The organism is Thermopolyspora flexuosa (genome assembly GCF_006716785.1).
Lineage (GTDB): Bacteria > Actinomycetota > Actinomycetes > Streptosporangiales > Streptosporangiaceae > Thermopolyspora > Thermopolyspora flexuosa.
Genome location: NZ_VFPQ01000001.1, coordinates 496,759 through 513,451, shown reverse-complemented (window position 1 = coordinate 513,451; position 16,693 = coordinate 496,759). Strand labels below are relative to the sequence as shown.

Sequence of the window (16,693 nt, the reverse complement as noted above, 5' to 3'; positions counted from 1 at the left end):
CCAGGTCGCGAAAACGACCCCAACGAAAACCCGTTCTCCATGTTCGTCGACCTGGAGCAGATGGCGGCCGCCATGCGGCAGTTCGCCGACATGCTGTCCGCCCCCTCCTCCGGGCCGGTCAACTGGGACATGGCCAAGCACATCGCCCGCCGCGCGGTCGCGACCGAAGGTGACCCCAGCGTAATGGAGGGTGAGCGACGCGAGATCGTCGACGCGCTCCAGCTGGCGGATCTTTGGTTGAACGAGGTGACCACGCTGCCCAGCGGGATCAACTCTCCGGAGGCGTGGAGCCGGTCGGAGTGGATCGAGAAGACCGTGCCGGTGTGGAAGCAGCTGTGCGACCCGCTGGCGGAGCGCATGGTCGAGACGATGGGCGGCACGATCTCCTCGGCCGGCCTGCCCGAGGAGGCCAAGGCGATGGCCGGGCCGCTGATCGGCATGCTCAAGCAGATGAGCGGCGTGATGGTCGGCACCCAGATCGGGCAGGCGCTCGGCACGCTCGCCGGCGAGGTGGTCGGCTCCTCCGACATCGGGCTGCCGCTGTCGGAGAACGCCGCGCTGCTGCCCGGCGGCGTCGCCAAGTTCGGCCACGGCCTCGACATCCCGCCGGGTGAGGTGCGGATCTACCTCGCCCTGCGCGAGGCGGCCCATCTGCGGCTGTTCAACCACGTGCCGTGGCTGCGGGCGCGGCTGATCGGCGCGGTCGAGGAGTACGCCAAGGGCATCACGATCGACGTGTCCGCGCTCGAGGAGCAGCTCGGCCGGCTCGACCTCACCAACCCCGAGGCGATCCAGGAGGCCCTCACCGGCGGCGCGATGATCAAGCCGCAGGAGACCGAGCGGCAGAAGGCGGCGCTCGCCCGGCTGGAGACGCTGCTCGCGCTGGTCGAAGGCTGGGTGAGCACGGTCGTCGACGACGCGGCCACCGGCAAGCTGCCCGCCGCCTCCGCGCTCGCCGAGACGGTACGGCGCCGCCGCGCCACCGGCGGCCCGGCCGAGCGGACCTTCGCCACGCTCGTCGGCCTGGAGCTGCGGCCGCGGCGGCTGCGGGAGGCCGCGGCGCTGTGGCGGGCGCTCAAGGACGCCCGGGGCATCGAGGGCCGGGACGCGGTGTGGAGCCACCCCGACCTCATGCCGACCGCCGAGGACCTCGACGACCCGACGTCGTTCGTGCGCGGCGGCGGGGACTTCGACATCTCCTCGCTCGGCGAGGGCGGCCGGGACGACGAGGGCGACGGGCCCGCACCGGGCGGCGGGGACGCCGCGCCGTCCGCGTGAGCGTGGCGGAGGAGGCGTCCCGCGCCGGAGGGCTGCGCGCGGACGCGATCGCGGTGCTGGAGGCGTGGCGCGCGCCGTCCGCCGCCGAGGAGGAGCTGCGCGTGCGCTTCCTGCGGCACCTGCGCGCGCACGAGGACGGCATGTGGCGGGAGTGCGTGCCCGGGCACGTCACCGCGACCACCGCGGTGCTCTCCCACGACGGGGAGCGGGTGCTGCTCACGCTGCACGGCAAGGCGGGCATGTGGCTGCCCATGGGCGGGCACTGCGAGCGCGGGGACACCACGGTGGCGCAGGTCGCGCTGCGGGAGGCCGTTGAGGAGTCCGGCATCCCGGACCTGCGGCTGCTGCCGGGGCCGCTCGCGCTCGACCGGCACCGGGTGTGGTGTCACCCGCCGCACAGCTACCACCTGGATCTGGAGTACGGCGCGGTCGCGCCCCCGGGCGCGGAGGCCGTGATCAGCGACGAGTCGCTGGATCTGCGCTGGTTCCCGGTGGACGCGCTGCCGGAGCCGACCGACGACGCGACCCGGCGGCTGGTCGCCCGGGCGCGCTCTTTGCACGCGCGTTATGTCACGCCCAGGTAAAGTCGGTCGCCAGGGTGGCCGGGCGTGACGCCCGGGAGGGGATCCGGGAACGGATCCGGGAACGGGAGCCCGGGAGTGGAGCAGGGCAGCGTGGACGTCACGGAATCGCGGTCCGCGGTCGGCGGGGTGATCGTCACCCCGCGGAGCGGGCGGCCGAAGGTGTCCGCCTGGTTCGCCTGGATCGCGGTCACGCCGTTCGCCTGGTGGGCCGTGGTCCGGCTCGGCGGGCTGGAGAGCGGCTCGTTCACCGCCCAGCTCATGACGGCCACGCCGTACGCGGTCCTCGCCTCCCTCGTGGCGCTGCTGCTCGCGGTGCTGTCGCGGCGGCGGCTCGCGATCGCGGTGGCGGTGGCGGCCACCGCGTCGCTCGCGGCGGCCGTGATCCCACGCATGACGGCCTCGGCGCAGCCCGCGGCGGACGGGCCGACGCTGCGGGTGCTCAGCGCCAACCTGCTGTTCGGCCGCGCCGACGCCGAGGCGGTGGTGAACCTGGTGCGCCGGGTCAGGCCCGACGTGCTGAGCGCCCAGGAGCTCTCCCCCGCGGCGGTGGCGGAGCTCGACGAGGCCGGGCTGAAGGAGCTGCTGCCGCACCGCGTGCTGCACGACGAGTTCGGCGCCGGGGGCAGCGGCCTGTACGCGCGGTACCCGCTCACCGAGGTGACCGGCATGTTCCAGGCGATCGGGCACAACATGCCGGCGGCGCGGCTCACGCTGCCCGGAGGCGGCCAGGTGGAGCTCGTGGCCGTGCACACCTACCCGCCGCTCGGCCCGCGGATGACCGCGCTGTGGCGGGAGGGCCTGCGGGCGCTGCCGTCGGCGCCGTCCGAGGGGCCGTACCGGATCCTCGCCGGGGACTTCAACGCGAGCCTCGACCACGCCGAGTTCCGTGGCCTTGTGGAGCGTGGGTACGTCGACGCCGCCGAGGCGAGCGGCAAGGGGCTGATCCCCACCTGGCCGGCGAACCGGCGGGTGATGCCGCCGATCATCACGATCGACCACGTGCTCGCCGACCGGCGGCTCGCGGTGACCGGCTACGAGGTGCACACGCTGCCGCGCACCGACCACCGGGCGGTGTTCACCGAGCTCCGGTTGCCGCGCTGAGCAGGGCGCGGGTGCCCTCCCAGCCCTCCAGTCCGGGGTCGAGGCGGTGGATGTCGGCCGGGCGGCGCAGCCGGTGCCAGCCGGGGCCGGTGGCGACCATGCGGCGGCCGGGGGCGGCGGCGCGCAGGCGGCGGACGATGTCCGCCTCGTCGAGTTCGACCGCGGCCCAGTCGGGCAGCGGGAGCCGGGCGGCGACCGCGACCGCGGTGCCGTCCTCGGCGGGGCAGACCGTGACCGGGGCGCGGCCGAGCTCCCGCAGCAGCTTGCCGACGAGCAGCGGCGGCAGGTCGGGGGCGTCGCCCGCGACCACCACGGCCTCGTCGCCGTACGGCCGCAGCGCGGCGAAGGCCCGGGCGAGCACCGGGCCGCCGGGGGGCAGGCCGATCACCGGCGTGCCGGGCCAGGCGATCTCGTTCGCGAGCTCGTCGAGGCCGGTGTGCAGGATGACCGGCCGGACGAGCTCGAGGCCCGCGATCACCTCGTAGGTGTCCTCCGCGACCGCGGCGAGGAACGCGTCCGGGTCCACGCCCGGGGGCGCGGCACCGGCCGTCTCGGGTCGGATGAGCACGCCCGCGACGCGGCGTACGGTCGCGCTCCGCGGCGCCGGGCCGCCGGGCGCGTCGGCCTCGGGTCCGGCTGCGGGAGCGATCAATATTCCTCCGCTGCGGCGTTGGCGGCCATGGAAAATCCCTCCAGAAAACCGCGTGCCCGCTCGGCTCGGGGGTAACGTTCCACGAGCTTCCAGAAGCGCGGGCCGTGGCCGGGTACGAGCAGGTGCACCAGCTCGTGCATGATCACATAATCGACGACCCAGGCGGGCATGCCGCGAATCCGGGTGGAAATCCGGATCGTTCCCTGGTCGGGCGTACAGGATCCCCAGCGGTGCCGCTGATTTTCCACCCAGCGCACGCTGCGCGGCACGGCCTTCCCGTCGAGATAGCGGGCGGAAAGCTCCTTCGCCCGTTCCATGAGATCCTCGTCGGTGGGGCGTCTTCGCTGCTCCTTGGCCGCGAGCCGGTCGAGCATGCGGCGGACCCACCGTTCCTCGTCGGTCCTGCTCAGTCCGGCGGGAAGCAGCACTATTGTCTTGTCGCCATCGCGATACGCGGATACGGTCCGTCGGCGCCGTGCGCTCCGCCGAACCTCGACAGTCTCGGGGGACACATATGCACGGTAGCCCAGTCTCGCGAATTTCCACAGGGGGGCGATCACGTTTTCGCTGGTCAATCCCTATTTGTGTGACGCGGTCGCGGGCGGCGCGCCGAGTGGTCCAGACCGCCGCCACAACGGCGAAACGCAGCGGATTCGCGGCGGCCGCCCCGTGCGTGCGGCGCGATCGCCGCACGGCAAAAGTGTGATGTAAATCACAGTCGAGGAGTTATCCACAGGCGGGTGCCGACCCCGCCCCGGCCCGGGGCGCGGTGTGGCAGGGTCTCCGTCCATGAGGCCACGAGTCAAACCGGCGCTGCGCCGCCTCGACCGCGGCGGGCGCAGCCTGCAGTTCGGCGTGCACCCGGCGCGGGCGGTGGTGCTCGCCGACGTGGAACCCGCCGTCCGCGAGGTGATCGACGCGCTCGACGGCACCGCGACCGTGCCCGAGGTGGTCGCGCGGGCGCGGCGGCACGGGCTCGGCGAGGCGGCCGTGCGCGAGCTGCTCGGGCTGCTCGCCGGGTGCGGCGTGCTCGACGACGCCGCGGTCCGCCCGGACGCGCTCGGCGGCCTGTCGCTCGCCGAGCGGGACCGGCTCGCGCCCGACCTCGACGAGCTCTCCGTGGTGACCGGGGCCACCGACGGCGGGCTCGGCGCGATGCGGCGGCGCCGCGCGGCGCACGTCCGCGTGTACGGCGCCGGCCGGGTGGGCGCCCAGATCGTCGCGCTGCTCGCCGCGGCGGGCGTCGGCCACCTGTGCGTGGTCGATCCGGGCCCGGCCCGGCGGCGCGACCTGGTGCCCGGCGGGCTCGGCTGGGAGCACGTGGGGCGGCCGCGCGACGAGGGCGCGGTGGAGCTCGCCCGGCGCGTGGCGCCCGCCGTGAACGCCTGGCCGGGCAGGGCGGCGGCGCGGCCCGGCGACGGCGCGCCGCGGCCGGATCTCGCCGTGCTCGCGCCGGTGGGCCCGCTCGACCCGGTGCTCGTGGCCGAGCTCGCCGAGGCCGGGGTGCCGCACCTGCCCGCGGCGGCGTTCGAGGGGTTCGGCACGGCGGGGCCGCTCGTGCTGCCCGGGCGCACCGCCTGCCTGCGGTGCGTGGAATTTCACCGGCGCGACCGCGACCCGGGGCGGGCGATGGTGAGCGCGCGGCTCGGCGGCTACCCGGCGGGTGAGGTCGCGGGCGGAACGGTGCTGGCCACGCTGGTCGCCGCCTATACTGCGGGGCAAGTGTTGGCTTTCGTCGAGGGTCGTGCGAGTCATCTGATCGGCAGTTCGGTTGACCTTCCCCCCGACTCGCGCCGGCGGAAGTGGTCCTGGAAGCCACATCCCGAATGTGGCTGCTGTCCAATTGAGAGAGATTTACGGAGAATGGTCGCGTGAGTGACCTCCCCCGTCGTGCAGTCACCCGTTCGGCCAAGCTCGCGGCGCTCCCCCTCGGTTTCGCCGGACGCACCGCGATCGGCCTCGGCAAGCGCATCGGCGGCAGGTCCGCCGAGGTGGTGGCCGAGGAGATTCAGCAGCGCACCGCCGAGCAGATCTTCAAGGTGCTCGGCGAGCTCAAGGGTGGCGCGATGAAGCTCGGCCAGGCGCTGTCCATCTTCGAGGCCGCGCTGCCCGCCGAGATCGCCGGGCCGTACCGGGCGACGCTCACCAAGCTGCAGGAGGCCGCGCCGCCGCTGCCCACCGCGACCGTGCACCGGGTGCTGCGGGAGCAACTCGGCGACGACTGGCGCGACCTGTTCCTCGAGTTCGACGACTCGCCGGCCGCGGCCGCGTCGATCGGCCAGGTGCACCGGGCGGTCTGGCGGGACGGCCGCCGGGTCGCGGTGAAGATCCAGTACCCGGGTGTCGGCAAGGCGCTCATGTCCGACTTCAAGCAGCTCGCCCGGGTCGGCAAGCTGTTCGGGGCGCTGCTGCCCGGGCTCGACATCAAGGCCGTGCTCACCGAGGTGCGCGAGCGGGTCGCCGAGGAGCTCGACTACCTGCGGGAGGCCGAGGCGCAGCACGCCTTCGCGCTCGAGTACCACGACGACCCGGACTTCCACATCCCGGACGTGGTGGCGGCGAACGAGGCGATCATCGTCACCGAGTGGATGGACGGCGTGCCGCTGTCCAAGATCATCGCTGACGGGACCAAGGAGGAGCGGGACCGGGCCGGGCTGCTGCTCGCGCGGTTCCTGTTCAGCTCGCCCGCCCGGGTGGGCATGCTCCACGCCGACCCGCACCCCGGCAACTTCCGCATGCTGCCCGACGGGCGGATGGGCGTGCTCGACTTCGGCGCGGTGAACCGCCTCCCCGGCGGCTACCCCAAGGTCTTCGGCACCCTCATCCGCATCTTCAACGAGGGCGACATGGAGACCGTCATCCGGGGCCTGCGCCGGGAGGGCTTCATCCTGCCGCACATCACCGTCGACCCGGACGAGCTGCGCGCCTTCCTCGCCCCGTACGTCGAGCCCACCCGGGTCGAGGAGTTCACCTTCAGCCGGGAGTGGCTGCAGCGCCAGTTCGCGAGCGTCGCGGACATCCGGTCGAACGGCGTGGTGCGGCGGCTCAACCTGCCCCCGGCGTACGTGCTCATCCACCGGGTGCACGCGGCCGGGGTGGGCGTGCTGTGCCAGCTCGGCACCACGGCCCGGTTCCGCGACGAGGTGATCCGCTGGGTGCCGGGCTTCGCCGACGACGATCCGGAGCAGGACGCCGCCCTCGCCTCCGTCGGAGGCTGACCGGGGACGGCGCGGCGGACCCGCGACCGGCGGCACGACGGACCGCGTGGCCGGCAGGGCGGCCGGCAAAGCGCGAGAGGGGCGGGCCCGGTGGGGCCCGCCCCTCATGGGATCACGGACTTCGTCATGCACACCGCGCCATGCGTCACGCGCACCGCGGAACCGCGTCCACGTACGGCACGCCGACGGTTCCCGCACGGCGGCTCATCCCGGCGCCTCGCCCCGGCGCCTCACCTCGGCGCCCCGGCCCGGTGGGGCCGGGGTCCGGGCGGGCCGGCGGCTAGAGCCGGCTCTCGGCCTGGCGGAGGCGCTCGGCCGCGCGCTCCGCCCGGCGGCGCGCCCGGCGCAGCCGGCCGAGCCGCTGGGCGACGCGGAGCTCCTCCGCCTCCCGGTGGAGGCTATGTAGTCGCTCCCGCACCAGGTCTTCGTTGGCGAATAGCAAGGTCGTGCTCCTCAGGGGATTCAGTTCCATTTCCGGTTCGTCCTTTCCGTGCTGAGGGGTGGGATCGGTTGCCGTAGGAGGGTCAGGCCGCGACGGGGTTCTTGCGCGGGCGGCCACGCGGCCGCTTCCGGGGCACGATCGCGCCGCGGATGATCAGCTCGCCGCCCCAGACACCCCACGGCTCGGCGCGCTCCAGGGCCCGGTCGAGGCACGCCTTCCGGATCGGGCAGCCGCCGCACAGCGCCTTCGCGAACTCCACGTCCTCAGGGGACTCGGCGAACCAGAGGTCAGGGTCGCTGCGGCAGGGAATCTCGACCTCATCGATCAGGTCCGTGATCGATGCCGCCATCTGCGTCACCTCACAGAGTCGGTCGTGAACTGGTTGGTTGATCTTGGTTGGGCCACCTTGTGGGTCATCGATTTGCCGCCGACAACAACAAGGCCGCGAATCCTGTGCGGATCCGCGGCCCAGAGGCTCTACGCCGGTCAACAGAGTCTGACCGGGTCTCTCCAGGGATGCGGACCACGCACTCGTCCGGCAGGAACGAGCCGCTGCTCGCCGTGCGCGGTCATCGGTCGGTTGGCGTACACGCCGCTCTCGCCACGGATGCCGGCAGGCAGGCCCAGGGCAGCCTGAACCGACGCGTTATCGGCGGCGAAGCCGAGCACTTTGCGCTCAGCGGCGACCGACGCTTCGGCGACGAGATCGGCAGCGTTCGCGTTCGGGCACACAGAGGCGAGCCACGGCGTGGCGGCACGGAGAGTGATCGCAGCCACCGGAACTCACCTCTTTCCTTCGGTACAGAGCGGTACGGAATGTCCGACTGACTCGACCTAGACCCTAAACTGCGCCGGGTCAACTGAGCAACATATTTTCTACCTGCGGTTTTGCAGCGTCGTACTCAGTCGTGCTCAGTCGGCGGTGCGCAGCAGGCACTCCTGCACCACCGACACCGCGAGCTCCCCGGAACGGGTGAACATCTCGCCGCGGGCGAGGCCGCGCGCCGACCCCGACCACGGCGCCTCCTGGGCGTACAGCACCCAGTCGTCGACCCGCAGCGGCCGGTGGAACCACATCGCGTGGTCGAGCGAGGCCGCGGTGATGTCCGACGCGCCCCACGCCAGGCCCCGGGCGAGCAGCACCGTGTCCACGAGCGTGAAGTCCGAGGCGTACGCCGCGAGCACCACGTGGAGCAGCGGGTCGTCGGGCAGGTCGGCGTCGTAGCGGAACCACACCCGGGTCGAGGAGCCGCGCAGCGCCGGATCGGCCTTGGCCTCCCAGACGAGCGGGGTGGCGTAGCGGAAGTCCACCGGCCGGGGCCGGGACAGCCACTCGCGGATGCCCGGGTCGAGCCCGTTCGCGTTCCGCACGTGCTCGGCGTAGGTGGGCAGGCTCTCCGGGTCCGGCACCTCGGGCATCGCCGTGGCCTGGTGGCCCGGCCCGTCCTCGGCGATGTGGAACGACGCCGACATCGTGAAGATCGCCTTGCCGTGCTGGATCGCGGTGACCCGGCGGGTGGTGAACGACCGGCCGTCCCGGGTCCGGTCCACGTAGTAGACGATCGGCACGCTGGGGTCGCCCGGCCGGATGAAGTAGGCGTGCAGCGAGTGCACCTGCCGCCCCTCCGGCACGGTACGGCCGGCCGCGACGAGCGCCTGCGCGGCCACCTGGCCGCCGAAGACGCGCTGGATGCGCTCGGCGGGGCTGCGCCCGCGGAAGATGTCGAGCTCGATCTGCTCCAGGTCGAGCAGGTCGAGCACCTCCCTCAGCGCCTTGTTCACCGGACTCCCCCAGTCAGTCGGCCGCCGGTCACCCGGCGGCCCCGTCGAGATCGGCGAGCTCGTCGGGCTCGGCGCCGCGGCAGATGGCGAGCACCGCCGCGCCGTACCGGTCGACCTTGACCTTACCCATACCGGTGATGGCGAGGAGCTCCTGCTCGGTGGTCGGCACCCGCTCCGCGATCGACTGCAGGGTGACGTCGGTGAACACGACGAACGCGGGCACCTTCGCGCGGGCCGCCTCGGCGGCGCGCCAGGCGCGCAGCCGCTCGAGCAGCTCCTCGTCGTACGGCGCGGGGCAGTCGGCGCACCGGCCGAGCTTCTGCTGCGGGCCGCCGACGAGCGTGGCCCCGCAGACCCGGCAGGTGACGGGGAGGGCGAGCGTACGGCGCCGCCGCGCGGGGCGCGGCCCGTCGTCGTGGCGCTGCCACGCCGGGGCCGTGCCGCGGCCGGCGGTGGCCGGGACGAGGCCGTCGAGGAACCGGGACGGGCGCCGCACCCGGCGGCCGCCCGGCGAGCGGGCCAGCGCCCAGGACAGGTGCAGGTGCTCGCGGGCCCGGGTGATGCCGACGTACAGCAGGCGGCGCTCCTCCTCCACCTGCTCGGGCGTGGTGGCGTAGGTGATCGGCAGCGTGCCGTCGGTGAGGCCGACGAGGAACACCGCGTCCCACTCCAGGCCCTTGGCGGCGTGCAGCGAGGCGAGCGTCACGCCCTCCACCTGCGGCGCGTGCTGCTCGGCGGCCCGCCGCTCCAGCTCGGCGACGAACCCGGCCAGGTCGGCCGCGTCCCCGGCCTGCGCCGCGTACTGCTCGGCGAGGTCGGCGAGGGCCTTGAGCGACTCCCAGCGCTCCCGGGCCTGCCCGCCCGCGGGCGGCTCGGGGGTGAGCCCGGCGCCGACGAGCACGTCGCGCACCGCCGGGACGAGCGGATCGGCGGCCCCGGCGGACCGGGCGGCGCCGCGCAGCAGCACCACGGCCCGCCGTACCTCGGGCCGCTCGAAGAACCGCTCGGCGCCGTGCAGCACGTACGGGACGCCCGCCTCGGCGAGCGCCTGCTCGTACGTCTCGGACTGGGCGTTCACCCGGAACAGCACGGCGATCTCGCGGGCGGGCACGCCCGCGGCGAGCAGCTCGCGGATGCCGCGGGCCACCCCCTCGGCCTCGGCGGGCTCGTCGTCGTACTCGGCGAACACCGGCTCGGGCCCGTCCGGGCGCTGCGCCACCAGCCGCAGCCGGCGCGCACTCCGGGAGCCGGTCATCACCCGGTTGGCGAGCGTCACCACCTGCGGCGTGGACCGGTAGTCCCGCACCAGGTGCAGCACCCTCGCGTCCGGGAACTCCACGGTGAAGTTCGTCAGGTACTGCGGCGTGGCCCCGGTGAACGAGTAGATGGTCTGGTTCGGGTCGCCGACCACGCACAGGTCGTCGCGGCCGCCGAGCCAGGTGTCGAGCAGCAGCTTCTGCAGCGGGTTGACGTCCTGGTACTCGTCGACGACGAAGTACCGGTACTGGGCGCGGACCTGCGCGGCGACCTCGGGGTGCTCGGTCATCACCGCGGCCATGAGCTCGAGGATGGTCTCGAAGTCGACCAGGTGCCGCTCCCGGCGCAGCAGCTCGTACGCCTGGTACAGCCGGGCGATCTCCTCGGCCGGGACGGAGGTGGCGCGGCCCGCCTTCGCCGCCGCGTCGGCGTACTCCTCGGGGCCGACCTGCAGCACCTTCGCCCACTCGATCTCGGCGGCGACGTCGCGCAGCTCGGTCCGGTCCACGGCGCGCCGCAGCGTGCGGTACGCCTCGGTGAGCAGCGGCAGCTTCGACTCGACCACCCGCGGGGGCTCGCCGCCGATCACCTTCGGCCAGAAGTAGTGGAGCTGGCGCAGCGCGGCGGCGTGGAAGGTGCGCGCCTGCACCCCGGGCGCGCCGAGCGCCTGCAGCCGCCGGCGCAGCTCCCCGGCGGCGCGCGTGGTGAAGGTAACCGCGAGCACGTTGCGCGCGTCGACGACGCCGCTCAGCACGGCGTACGCGATGCGGTGCGTGATCGCGCGGGTCTTGCCCGTGCCGGCCCCGGCGAGCACGCACACCGGGCCGCGCACCGCGAGGGCGACCTCACGCTGCTCGGGGTCGAGACCGGTCAGTACGTCCTCGGGTTCCAATCAGGTCTCCAAACGTGCGCCGGGGGCGGGGTGCTGGCATCATCCTTCCAGCAACGGGTCATGCGAACGTCATTCGCAAGTAAAGAAACGGCCCGCTGCGGTTACCCGGAACGATCAAGGTTCCGCCACAATTGGGATGGAAGGTAGCTCGGGGAAGGGAAACGGACTCGTGCGCTCAGCGGTGACTGTGGGTTCCCTGGCGCTTGCCGCCGTCTTGCTCTCGGGCTCGCTCGTGCCCGCGCACGCGCAGCCGAGTCCGTCCGCCTCCCCCTCCGCCAGCGCGACCGCCAAGGCGGAGCGGACCCCGGAGCCGACGGCGACCATGACCGAGGTCCCGCCGGGCGTCGCGGTGCGCACCGTCCGGTACGGCCGGCACGTCCGGCAGCGCATGGACGTCTGGTACCGCGAGGACGGGCTGGCCCGCCCCGGCGTGTTCGTCATCCACGGCGGCTGGTGGAACAGCGGCGACAAGCGCGGCATGGCCTCGATCGTGCGCGCGTACGTCGAGCAGGGGTACACGGTCTTCAACCTCAACTACCGCCTCTCCCAGGACGCGCCCTGGCCCGCGCAGCGGTACGACACGCTGAGCGCGATCCAGACCGCGCGGCGGTACGCGAAGCTGTTCGGGTTCGACCGCAACCGGTACGCGATCATCGGGTTCTCCGCGGGCGGCCACCTCGCCGCCGCCGCAGGCACCTACCGCAACGGCCAGCCCGGGCTCAAGGCCGTGGTGGGCGTCTCGCCGGTGATCTCCCCGATGACCGCGTTCGTCGACGGCGACGAGGGCGGCACCGCCGCGCAGCAGCGGCTGCGCCGCGCCGCGGTGGCGCTCGCGGGCAACTGCCTGCCCACCCGCCTGCGGTGCGAGAAGGTGTGGCGCAGCATGGAGGTGCCCTGGCACGCCGGCCCGGGCGACGCGCCGATGCTCACCCTGCACTCGCAGGACGAGTTCGTGCCGCCGTACCACAGCAGGCTGCTGAAGGAGCAGCTCAACAAGGCCGGGGTGCCGATGACCGTCCGGGTGCTGCCGGGCTCCGCGCACAGCACCGCGCTGTACCGGCAGCCGGGCGTCGCCGAGGGCATCCAGGCCTGGCTCGCCGCCCGGCTCGGCCCGCTGCCGAGCGCGGGCCTGTGACGCCCGCCGTGTCCTGACGCTCCACCGCGCCCTCTTGCCCGGACACTGTGTGCCGCGCACCGGCCCGGAGCCGGGCGGTGGGCGGTCGCGGGAACATCCGGCACGTCCCGGGTGTTGCCACCGATCGCCAAAGCAGGCAAAAGGGACGTGAAAGGGATTCGGTCCTCATGACGCTCACGGTGTACACCACCAGCTGGTGCGGCCCCTGCAAGCGGCTGAAGAGCCAGCTCACCCGGGAGGGGATCAGCTTCCGCGAGATCGACGTGGAGCAGAACCCGGATGCCGCCGAGTTCGTGATGAGCGTGAACAACGGCAACCGCGTGGTGCCCACCGTGGTGTTCCCGGACGGCACGGCCGCGACGAACCCGTCGGTCATCGAGATCAAGGCCCGGCTGAACGGCCAGGCGGTCTCGGGCTGACCCACCGGCCGCCCACGGCGACGAGCGGCGCGTCGACCTCACCGGCCGGCGCGCCACCGGCCGCCGTCACCACTCGCCCGGCAGGTGCCCGCCGTACCAGGTCTCGATCAGCCGCCGCGCGATCGAGACCTGACCGGGCAGCAGCAGCTCGCCGGACTCCACCGCCTCGCGCAGCTCGGACCGGGTGAGCCAGCGCGCCTCGGCGATCTCCGCCGGGTCGGGGTGCAGCTCCGCCGAGACCGCGCGGGCGAAGAAGCCGAGCATGAGGCTGCGCGGGAACGGCCACGGCTGGCTGCCCATGTAGCGCGGCGCGGTCACCGTCACCCCGACCTCCTCGGCGACCTCGCGTACCACCGCCTGCTCCAGCGACTCGCCGGGCTCGACGAACCCGGCGAGCACGGAGAACCGGTTCTCCGGCCACTGCGGCCCGCGGGCGAGCAGGCACCGGTCGCCCTGGTGCACCAGCATGATCACCGCGGGGTCGACGCGCGGGAAGTGCTGGCTGCCGTCCTCCGGGCAGACCCGCATGTACCCGCCGGCCGCGATCTCGGTGCGGGCGCCGCACCGCGGGCAGTGCCCGTGGGTGGCGTGCCACGCCTCCAGCGCGACCGCGGTCACCAGCAGCCCGGCGTCCCGGTCGCCGAGCAGCGCGCCCGCGCGGCGCAGGCCCTCCCAGCGCTCGCCCTCCGGCGCCTTGGCGGGCACCGCGAAGTAGGCCGTGCCGTCCTCGTCCACGCCGAGCAGGTAGCGGTCCCCGTCCGGGGCCTGGGAGGGCGGCACCAGCACGAGCGAGGCGGCCTCCCCCTCGTGGCGCACCGGCGCGCGGCCGTCGGCGACGAGCAGCACCCGGGTGCGCTCGTCGGCCCAGGCACGTTCCAACCATTCGCCGTTCTGCCGCAGCGCGGCCGAGCGGTTGACGGTGCCGCGCGAGAGCAGCAGCGGCCCCAGCAGTCCCTCCCTGTCCTCCACGCGCCCATCTTGGCGCACCCCGCGGCGACTTGCGATGTCGGCCCACCGTTTGATCTTGGATTCGGGTTAGGATGCAGCGGGTTAGGTTAGCCTTACCTGCATTGGGGGCCCAGCGTGCGGCTGTACCTCACCACGCTCAACCCGACCGACTCGGTCACCGCCGGCTTCCTGCCCGCCGCCGCGGCGCTGGGCTGGGACGTGACGCTCCTCACCGACCGGCCCGGCGACTACGCCGACGGCCCCGCCGAGGTGATCGAGACCGACGTGCGGGACGCGGCCGCCGTGATCGAGACGATCGCGGCCCACCACGCCCCGGACGTAGTCTTCTCGAACTCCGACCACCTGCAGGCGGCGACCGCGCTCGCCGCCGCCTACTTCGGCCTGCCCGCCAAGGACTGGCGGGCCTGCCTCACCGCGAAGAACAAGGCGCTCATGCGCCGCGCGCTCGCCGCCGCCGGGGTCGAGACGGTCCGCTCGGTACGGCTGCGCCCGCACGCGCCGCCGCCGGACGGCCTGCCGTACCCGGTGGTGGTGAAGCCCCGCGAGGGGGTGGCGAGCGAGGACGTGGTGCTCTGCCGGGACAAGGCCGAGCTGATCCGGGTCGCCACGGACATCTGGACCCGGCGGCCGGGCGCCGTGCTCGTGGCCGAGGAGTACCTCGACGGCCCGCTGCGCACGTTGGAGACCCTCGGCGACGGGCGCACCCGGCACGTGCTCGGCGGCTTCGCCACGCGGCTCGGCGCGCCGCCGTACTTCGTCGAGGAGCGGCTCGACTGGGACCCGCGGGAGCCCGGCGACCCGGAGGTCGGGCACGTGCTGCGCGCCCTCGACGCCATCGGGGTGGGCCTGGGCGCCTGCCACACCGAGTACGTCGTGACCGGCGAGGGGCCACGACTGATCGAGGTGAACTACCGGGTCATCGGCGACAACTGCGACTTCCTGCTCGCCGACGTGCTCGGCGTGCCGCTGCACGAGTGGATCCTGCGGGTGCACGCGGGCGAGCCCGCCCCGGAGCCGCCCGCCCGGCCCGCCCGGCACGGCGTCGCGCTCAGCGTGGTCGCCGACCGGGAGGGCACGGTACGGCAGGCGCCGCCGGAGGGCGAGTGGCCGGGCGAGGTGCGGCTGTGGCACCGGCCGCTGCGCGCGGTGGGCGACGAGATCCGGCTCACCCACACCAACCGGGACTACCTCGCGGTGATCCGGGCCGTGGGGCCGGACCGGGCCGCGGTGGACGACCGGATCGCGCGCTTTCGCCGGGAGCATCCGTGGGTGGTGCGATGACCGCGGCCGACGAACGCTCCCCGCTGCCGGGCCGGGAGGCGTACCTCGCCCGCCGGGTGCTCGACGCCCTGCTGCGCGAGGACTACGGCAACCTCGCCGGGCGCGTGTCCCGGGACCGCACCGGGGTCGCGCTCACCCTGCCCTCGGGGCGGCGGGTACGGCTCGTGCCGGGCGGCCTGTTCCAGGACTTCGCCGTCGACCCGGCCGACACGCCCGGACTGGCGGAGGTGCTGGCGGCGCTGGAGGCGGTCGCCGACCCGGCGGACGCGGCCGGGGTGGGGGCGTTCGCCGAGGAGTGCCGCCAGGCGCTGCGCGCGCTCGAGGCGCACGACCGGGACCGGGAGCGGGTGCTCGCCCACCTCGCCGACCAGGGGCGGCTCGGGCCCGCCGGGTACGACAGCCTCGCCGCGTTCCTCGACCACCCGGTCTACCCGACCGCGCGCTGCCGGTTCGGGCTCTCCGAGGCCGAGCTGCGCGCGTACGCGCCGGAGTTCGCGCCGACGTTCCGGCTGCGCTGGGCCGCGGTGCCGGCCGATCGGGTGGTGCGCGGCCCGGGCCGGGCCGAGACCGAGCCGTGGTGGCCGTCGTTCCGCGACGCGGGCCTGCCCGAGCGGCTCGCCGCCACGCACACGCTCTTCCCGGTCCACCCGCTCACCGCCGGCACGGTGCGCGAGATCCCCGGCGTGGTCGTGGGCGCCACGCCGTACCTGCCGGTGCGGCCCACGCTGTCGATGCGCACCGTCGAGGTGGTCGCGTCCGCCGGTCCGCCGGTCCACCTGAAGCTGCCGCTGGTCACCAGCACGCTCGGGCTGCGCAACCGCCGGTCGATCAAGCCGGGCACGCTGCACGACGGGGCCGCCGCCGAGCGCATGCTCCGCGCGATCGCGGCGCGCGAGCGGCTGCCGGTGGAGCTCGCCGACGAGCAGGCGTTCGCGCACACCGGCCACGAGTACCTCGGCTGGCTGCTGCGGCGGCACCCGCCCGGCGAGATCGTCACGGTGGCCGCGCTGCCCGCCCCCGCGCCCGGCCCGGGGCGGGTGATCGACGAGCTGGCCCGCCGGTACCACGGCGGCGACGCGATGGCGCTGCTGCGCGAGTACCTCACCGTGCTGCTCACCTGGAACGTGCGGCTGTTCGTCCGGTACGGCGTGGCCCTCGAGGCGCACCAGCAGAACCTCGCCCTCGTGCTCGGCCGCGGCCCGCTGCGCCTGCTGATCAAGGACAACGACGGCCTGCTCGTCTCCCCGGACGCGCTCGCCGCGGCGGGCGTGCCGGTGCCGGAGTTCCGGGACGAGCGCATGCTCACCGACGACCCGCACGCGCTCGCCGACGTGTTCGTCACCATCACCCTGCACCTCGCCGCGGCGGCGATCGCGTTCGACGTCGCCGGGGCGCGCGGGGTGCGGCTGGTGCGCGAGGTGCTCGCCGACGCGCTCGACGAGTACGGCGGGCACCCGATGGCCCGGCTGCTGCGGGCCCGCACGCTGGACGCGGCCCGTCTGGTCGGCAAGTCGATGGTGACCGCGGGCACGCTCGTCGACAAGGCCCGCACCGGGGCGCGGGACGTGAACAAGTACTACGGCACGAGCGGCCCCAACTACCTGCGCCACCCACCGGCCGAGCCCGCCCGCCACCGCTGAGCCGGGCCGTACCGCGGATCCCCCGCACCGCGGCCCCGCCGCC

Annotated in this window: 17 protein-coding genes; 9 read left to right on the top strand and 8 right to left on the bottom strand. The window is 74.2% G+C overall.

Translation table 11 applies throughout. The annotated features are described in order from the left end of the window. Positions 1-39 precede the first annotated feature (39 nt). The 3 genes from FHX40_RS02270 to FHX40_RS02260 all read left to right on the top strand — a co-directional run bounded on the left by FHX40_RS02270 (position 40) and on the right by FHX40_RS02260 (position 2,963). Positions 40-1,278, top strand: a complete 1,239-nt coding sequence (locus tag FHX40_RS02270; RefSeq protein WP_142258065.1) for a zinc-dependent metalloprotease — start codon at positions 40-42, stop codon at positions 1,276-1,278. Then, positions 1,275-1,862 (top strand): NUDIX hydrolase, encoded by a 588-nt coding sequence (locus FHX40_RS02265; RefSeq protein ID WP_229788897.1) that lies wholly within the window; start codon positions 1,275-1,277, stop codon positions 1,860-1,862. Before FHX40_RS02270 ends, FHX40_RS02265 begins: the two co-directional genes overlap by 4 nt. Positions 1,863-1,952: 90 nt before the next feature. Beyond that, complete coding sequence (locus FHX40_RS02260) at positions 1,953-2,963, top strand: endonuclease/exonuclease/phosphatase family protein (RefSeq protein ID WP_244941579.1); 1,011 nt, start codon at positions 1,953-1,955, stop codon at positions 2,961-2,963. Here FHX40_RS02260 and FHX40_RS02255 read toward each other — a convergent pair. Together FHX40_RS02255 and FHX40_RS02250 are read right to left on the bottom strand one after the other, a co-directional pair. After that, the gene (locus FHX40_RS02255) at positions 2,938-3,531 is read right to left on the bottom strand and encodes a glycosyltransferase family protein (protein ID WP_142261491.1); all 594 of its coding nucleotides are present in this window, start codon (positions 3,529-3,531) and stop codon (positions 2,938-2,940) included. The two genes, FHX40_RS02260 and FHX40_RS02255, sit on opposite strands and share 26 nt — an antisense overlap. Before the next feature lie 80 nt (positions 3,532-3,611). After that, positions 3,612-4,127: a M48 metallopeptidase family protein gene (locus FHX40_RS02250; protein ID WP_189136225.1), complete on the bottom strand. Its 516-nt coding sequence runs from the start codon at positions 4,125-4,127 to the stop codon at positions 3,612-3,614. A gap of 277 nt (positions 4,128-4,404) precedes the next feature. On the opposite strand from FHX40_RS02250, the gene FHX40_RS02245 reads away from it, so the two are divergent. Together FHX40_RS02245 and FHX40_RS02240 are read left to right on the top strand one after the other, a co-directional pair. After that, positions 4,405-5,490, top strand: coding sequence for a ThiF family adenylyltransferase (locus FHX40_RS02245; RefSeq protein ID WP_142258063.1), 1,086 nt, complete (start codon positions 4,405-4,407; stop codon positions 5,488-5,490). Continuing rightward, positions 5,487-6,833 carry an ABC1 kinase family protein gene (locus FHX40_RS02240; RefSeq protein ID WP_142258062.1) on the top strand — a complete coding sequence of 449 codons (1,347 nt, stop codon included), beginning with the start codon at positions 5,487-5,489 and terminating at the stop codon, positions 6,831-6,833. Before FHX40_RS02245 ends, FHX40_RS02240 begins: the two co-directional genes overlap by 4 nt. Positions 6,834-7,113: 280 nt before the next feature. On the opposite strand, the gene FHX40_RS02235 is transcribed toward FHX40_RS02240, so the two are convergent. From FHX40_RS02235 to FHX40_RS02215, 5 genes are all read right to left on the bottom strand, one after another. Beyond that, positions 7,114-7,275 carry a hypothetical protein gene (locus FHX40_RS02235; protein WP_229788892.1) on the bottom strand — a complete coding sequence of 54 codons (162 nt, stop codon included), beginning with the start codon at positions 7,273-7,275 and terminating at the stop codon, positions 7,114-7,116. Between the two features lie 82 nt (positions 7,276-7,357). Further along, entirely contained in the window at positions 7,358-7,624 is a 267-nt protein-coding gene (locus tag FHX40_RS02230) for a WhiB family transcriptional regulator (protein ID WP_142258060.1), read from the bottom strand. 137 nt (positions 7,625-7,761) lie between these two features. Continuing rightward, positions 7,762-8,052: a hypothetical protein gene (locus FHX40_RS02225; protein ID WP_142258059.1), complete on the bottom strand. Its 291-nt coding sequence runs from the start codon at positions 8,050-8,052 to the stop codon at positions 7,762-7,764. A gap of 135 nt (positions 8,053-8,187) precedes the next feature. Next, positions 8,188-9,057 (bottom strand): acyl-CoA thioesterase, encoded by an 870-nt coding sequence (locus FHX40_RS02220; RefSeq protein WP_142258058.1) that lies wholly within the window; start codon positions 9,055-9,057, stop codon positions 8,188-8,190. Between the two features lie 28 nt (positions 9,058-9,085). Then, on the bottom strand, positions 9,086-11,206 hold the full coding sequence (locus tag FHX40_RS02215) for an ATP-dependent DNA helicase UvrD2 (protein WP_142258057.1): 2,121 nt from the start codon (positions 11,204-11,206) through the stop codon (positions 9,086-9,088). 322 nt (positions 11,207-11,528) lie between these two features. On the opposite strand from FHX40_RS02215, the gene FHX40_RS02210 reads away from it, so the two are divergent. Both FHX40_RS02210 and FHX40_RS02205 read left to right on the top strand, forming a co-directional pair. Then, positions 11,529-12,341, top strand: coding sequence for an alpha/beta hydrolase (locus FHX40_RS02210; RefSeq protein ID WP_229788889.1), 813 nt, complete (start codon positions 11,529-11,531; stop codon positions 12,339-12,341). A 167-nt stretch (positions 12,342-12,508) separates the two neighbouring features. Further along, positions 12,509-12,760, top strand: coding sequence for a mycoredoxin (locus FHX40_RS02205; RefSeq protein ID WP_142258055.1), 252 nt, complete (start codon positions 12,509-12,511; stop codon positions 12,758-12,760). A gap of 66 nt (positions 12,761-12,826) precedes the next feature. Here the strand turns inward: FHX40_RS02205 and nudC are convergent, their stop codons facing one another. Continuing rightward, entirely contained in the window at positions 12,827-13,729 is a 903-nt protein-coding gene (gene nudC / locus FHX40_RS02200; protein WP_142258054.1) for an NAD(+) diphosphatase, read from the bottom strand. A 114-nt stretch (positions 13,730-13,843) separates the two neighbouring features. Here nudC and FHX40_RS02195 point away from each other — a divergent pair, with 114 nt between their 5' ends. Together FHX40_RS02195 and FHX40_RS02190 are read left to right on the top strand one after the other, a co-directional pair. Beyond that, a complete protein-coding gene (locus FHX40_RS02195) occupies positions 13,844-15,010 on the top strand; it encodes an ATP-grasp domain-containing protein (RefSeq protein WP_142258053.1) in 1,167 nt (388 codons plus the stop codon). Beyond that, the gene (locus FHX40_RS02190; RefSeq protein WP_142258052.1) at positions 15,007-16,650 is read left to right on the top strand and encodes an IucA/IucC family protein; all 1,644 of its coding nucleotides are present in this window, start codon (positions 15,007-15,009) and stop codon (positions 16,648-16,650) included. Before FHX40_RS02195 ends, FHX40_RS02190 begins: the two co-directional genes overlap by 4 nt. Positions 16,651-16,693 lie beyond the last annotated feature (43 nt).

Bases quoted from the DNA above. Each gene is read 5' to 3' on its own strand.
- FHX40_RS02270 (WP_142258065.1), top strand. From the start codon at position 40: ATGTTCGTCGACCTGGAGCAGATGGCGGCCGCCATGCGGCAGTTCGCC.
- FHX40_RS02205 (WP_142258055.1), top strand. From the start codon at position 12,509: ATGACGCTCACGGTGTACACCACCAGCTGGTGCGGCCCCTGCAAGCGG.
- FHX40_RS02230 (WP_142258060.1), bottom strand. From the start codon at position 7,624: ATGGCGGCATCGATCACGGACCTGATCGATGAGGTCGAGATTCCCTGC.
- FHX40_RS02210 (WP_229788889.1), top strand. From the start codon at position 11,529: ATGACCGAGGTCCCGCCGGGCGTCGCGGTGCGCACCGTCCGGTACGGC.
- FHX40_RS02190 (WP_142258052.1), top strand. From the start codon at position 15,007: ATGACCGCGGCCGACGAACGCTCCCCGCTGCCGGGCCGGGAGGCGTAC.
- FHX40_RS02245 (WP_142258063.1), top strand. From the start codon at position 4,405: ATGAGGCCACGAGTCAAACCGGCGCTGCGCCGCCTCGACCGCGGCGGG.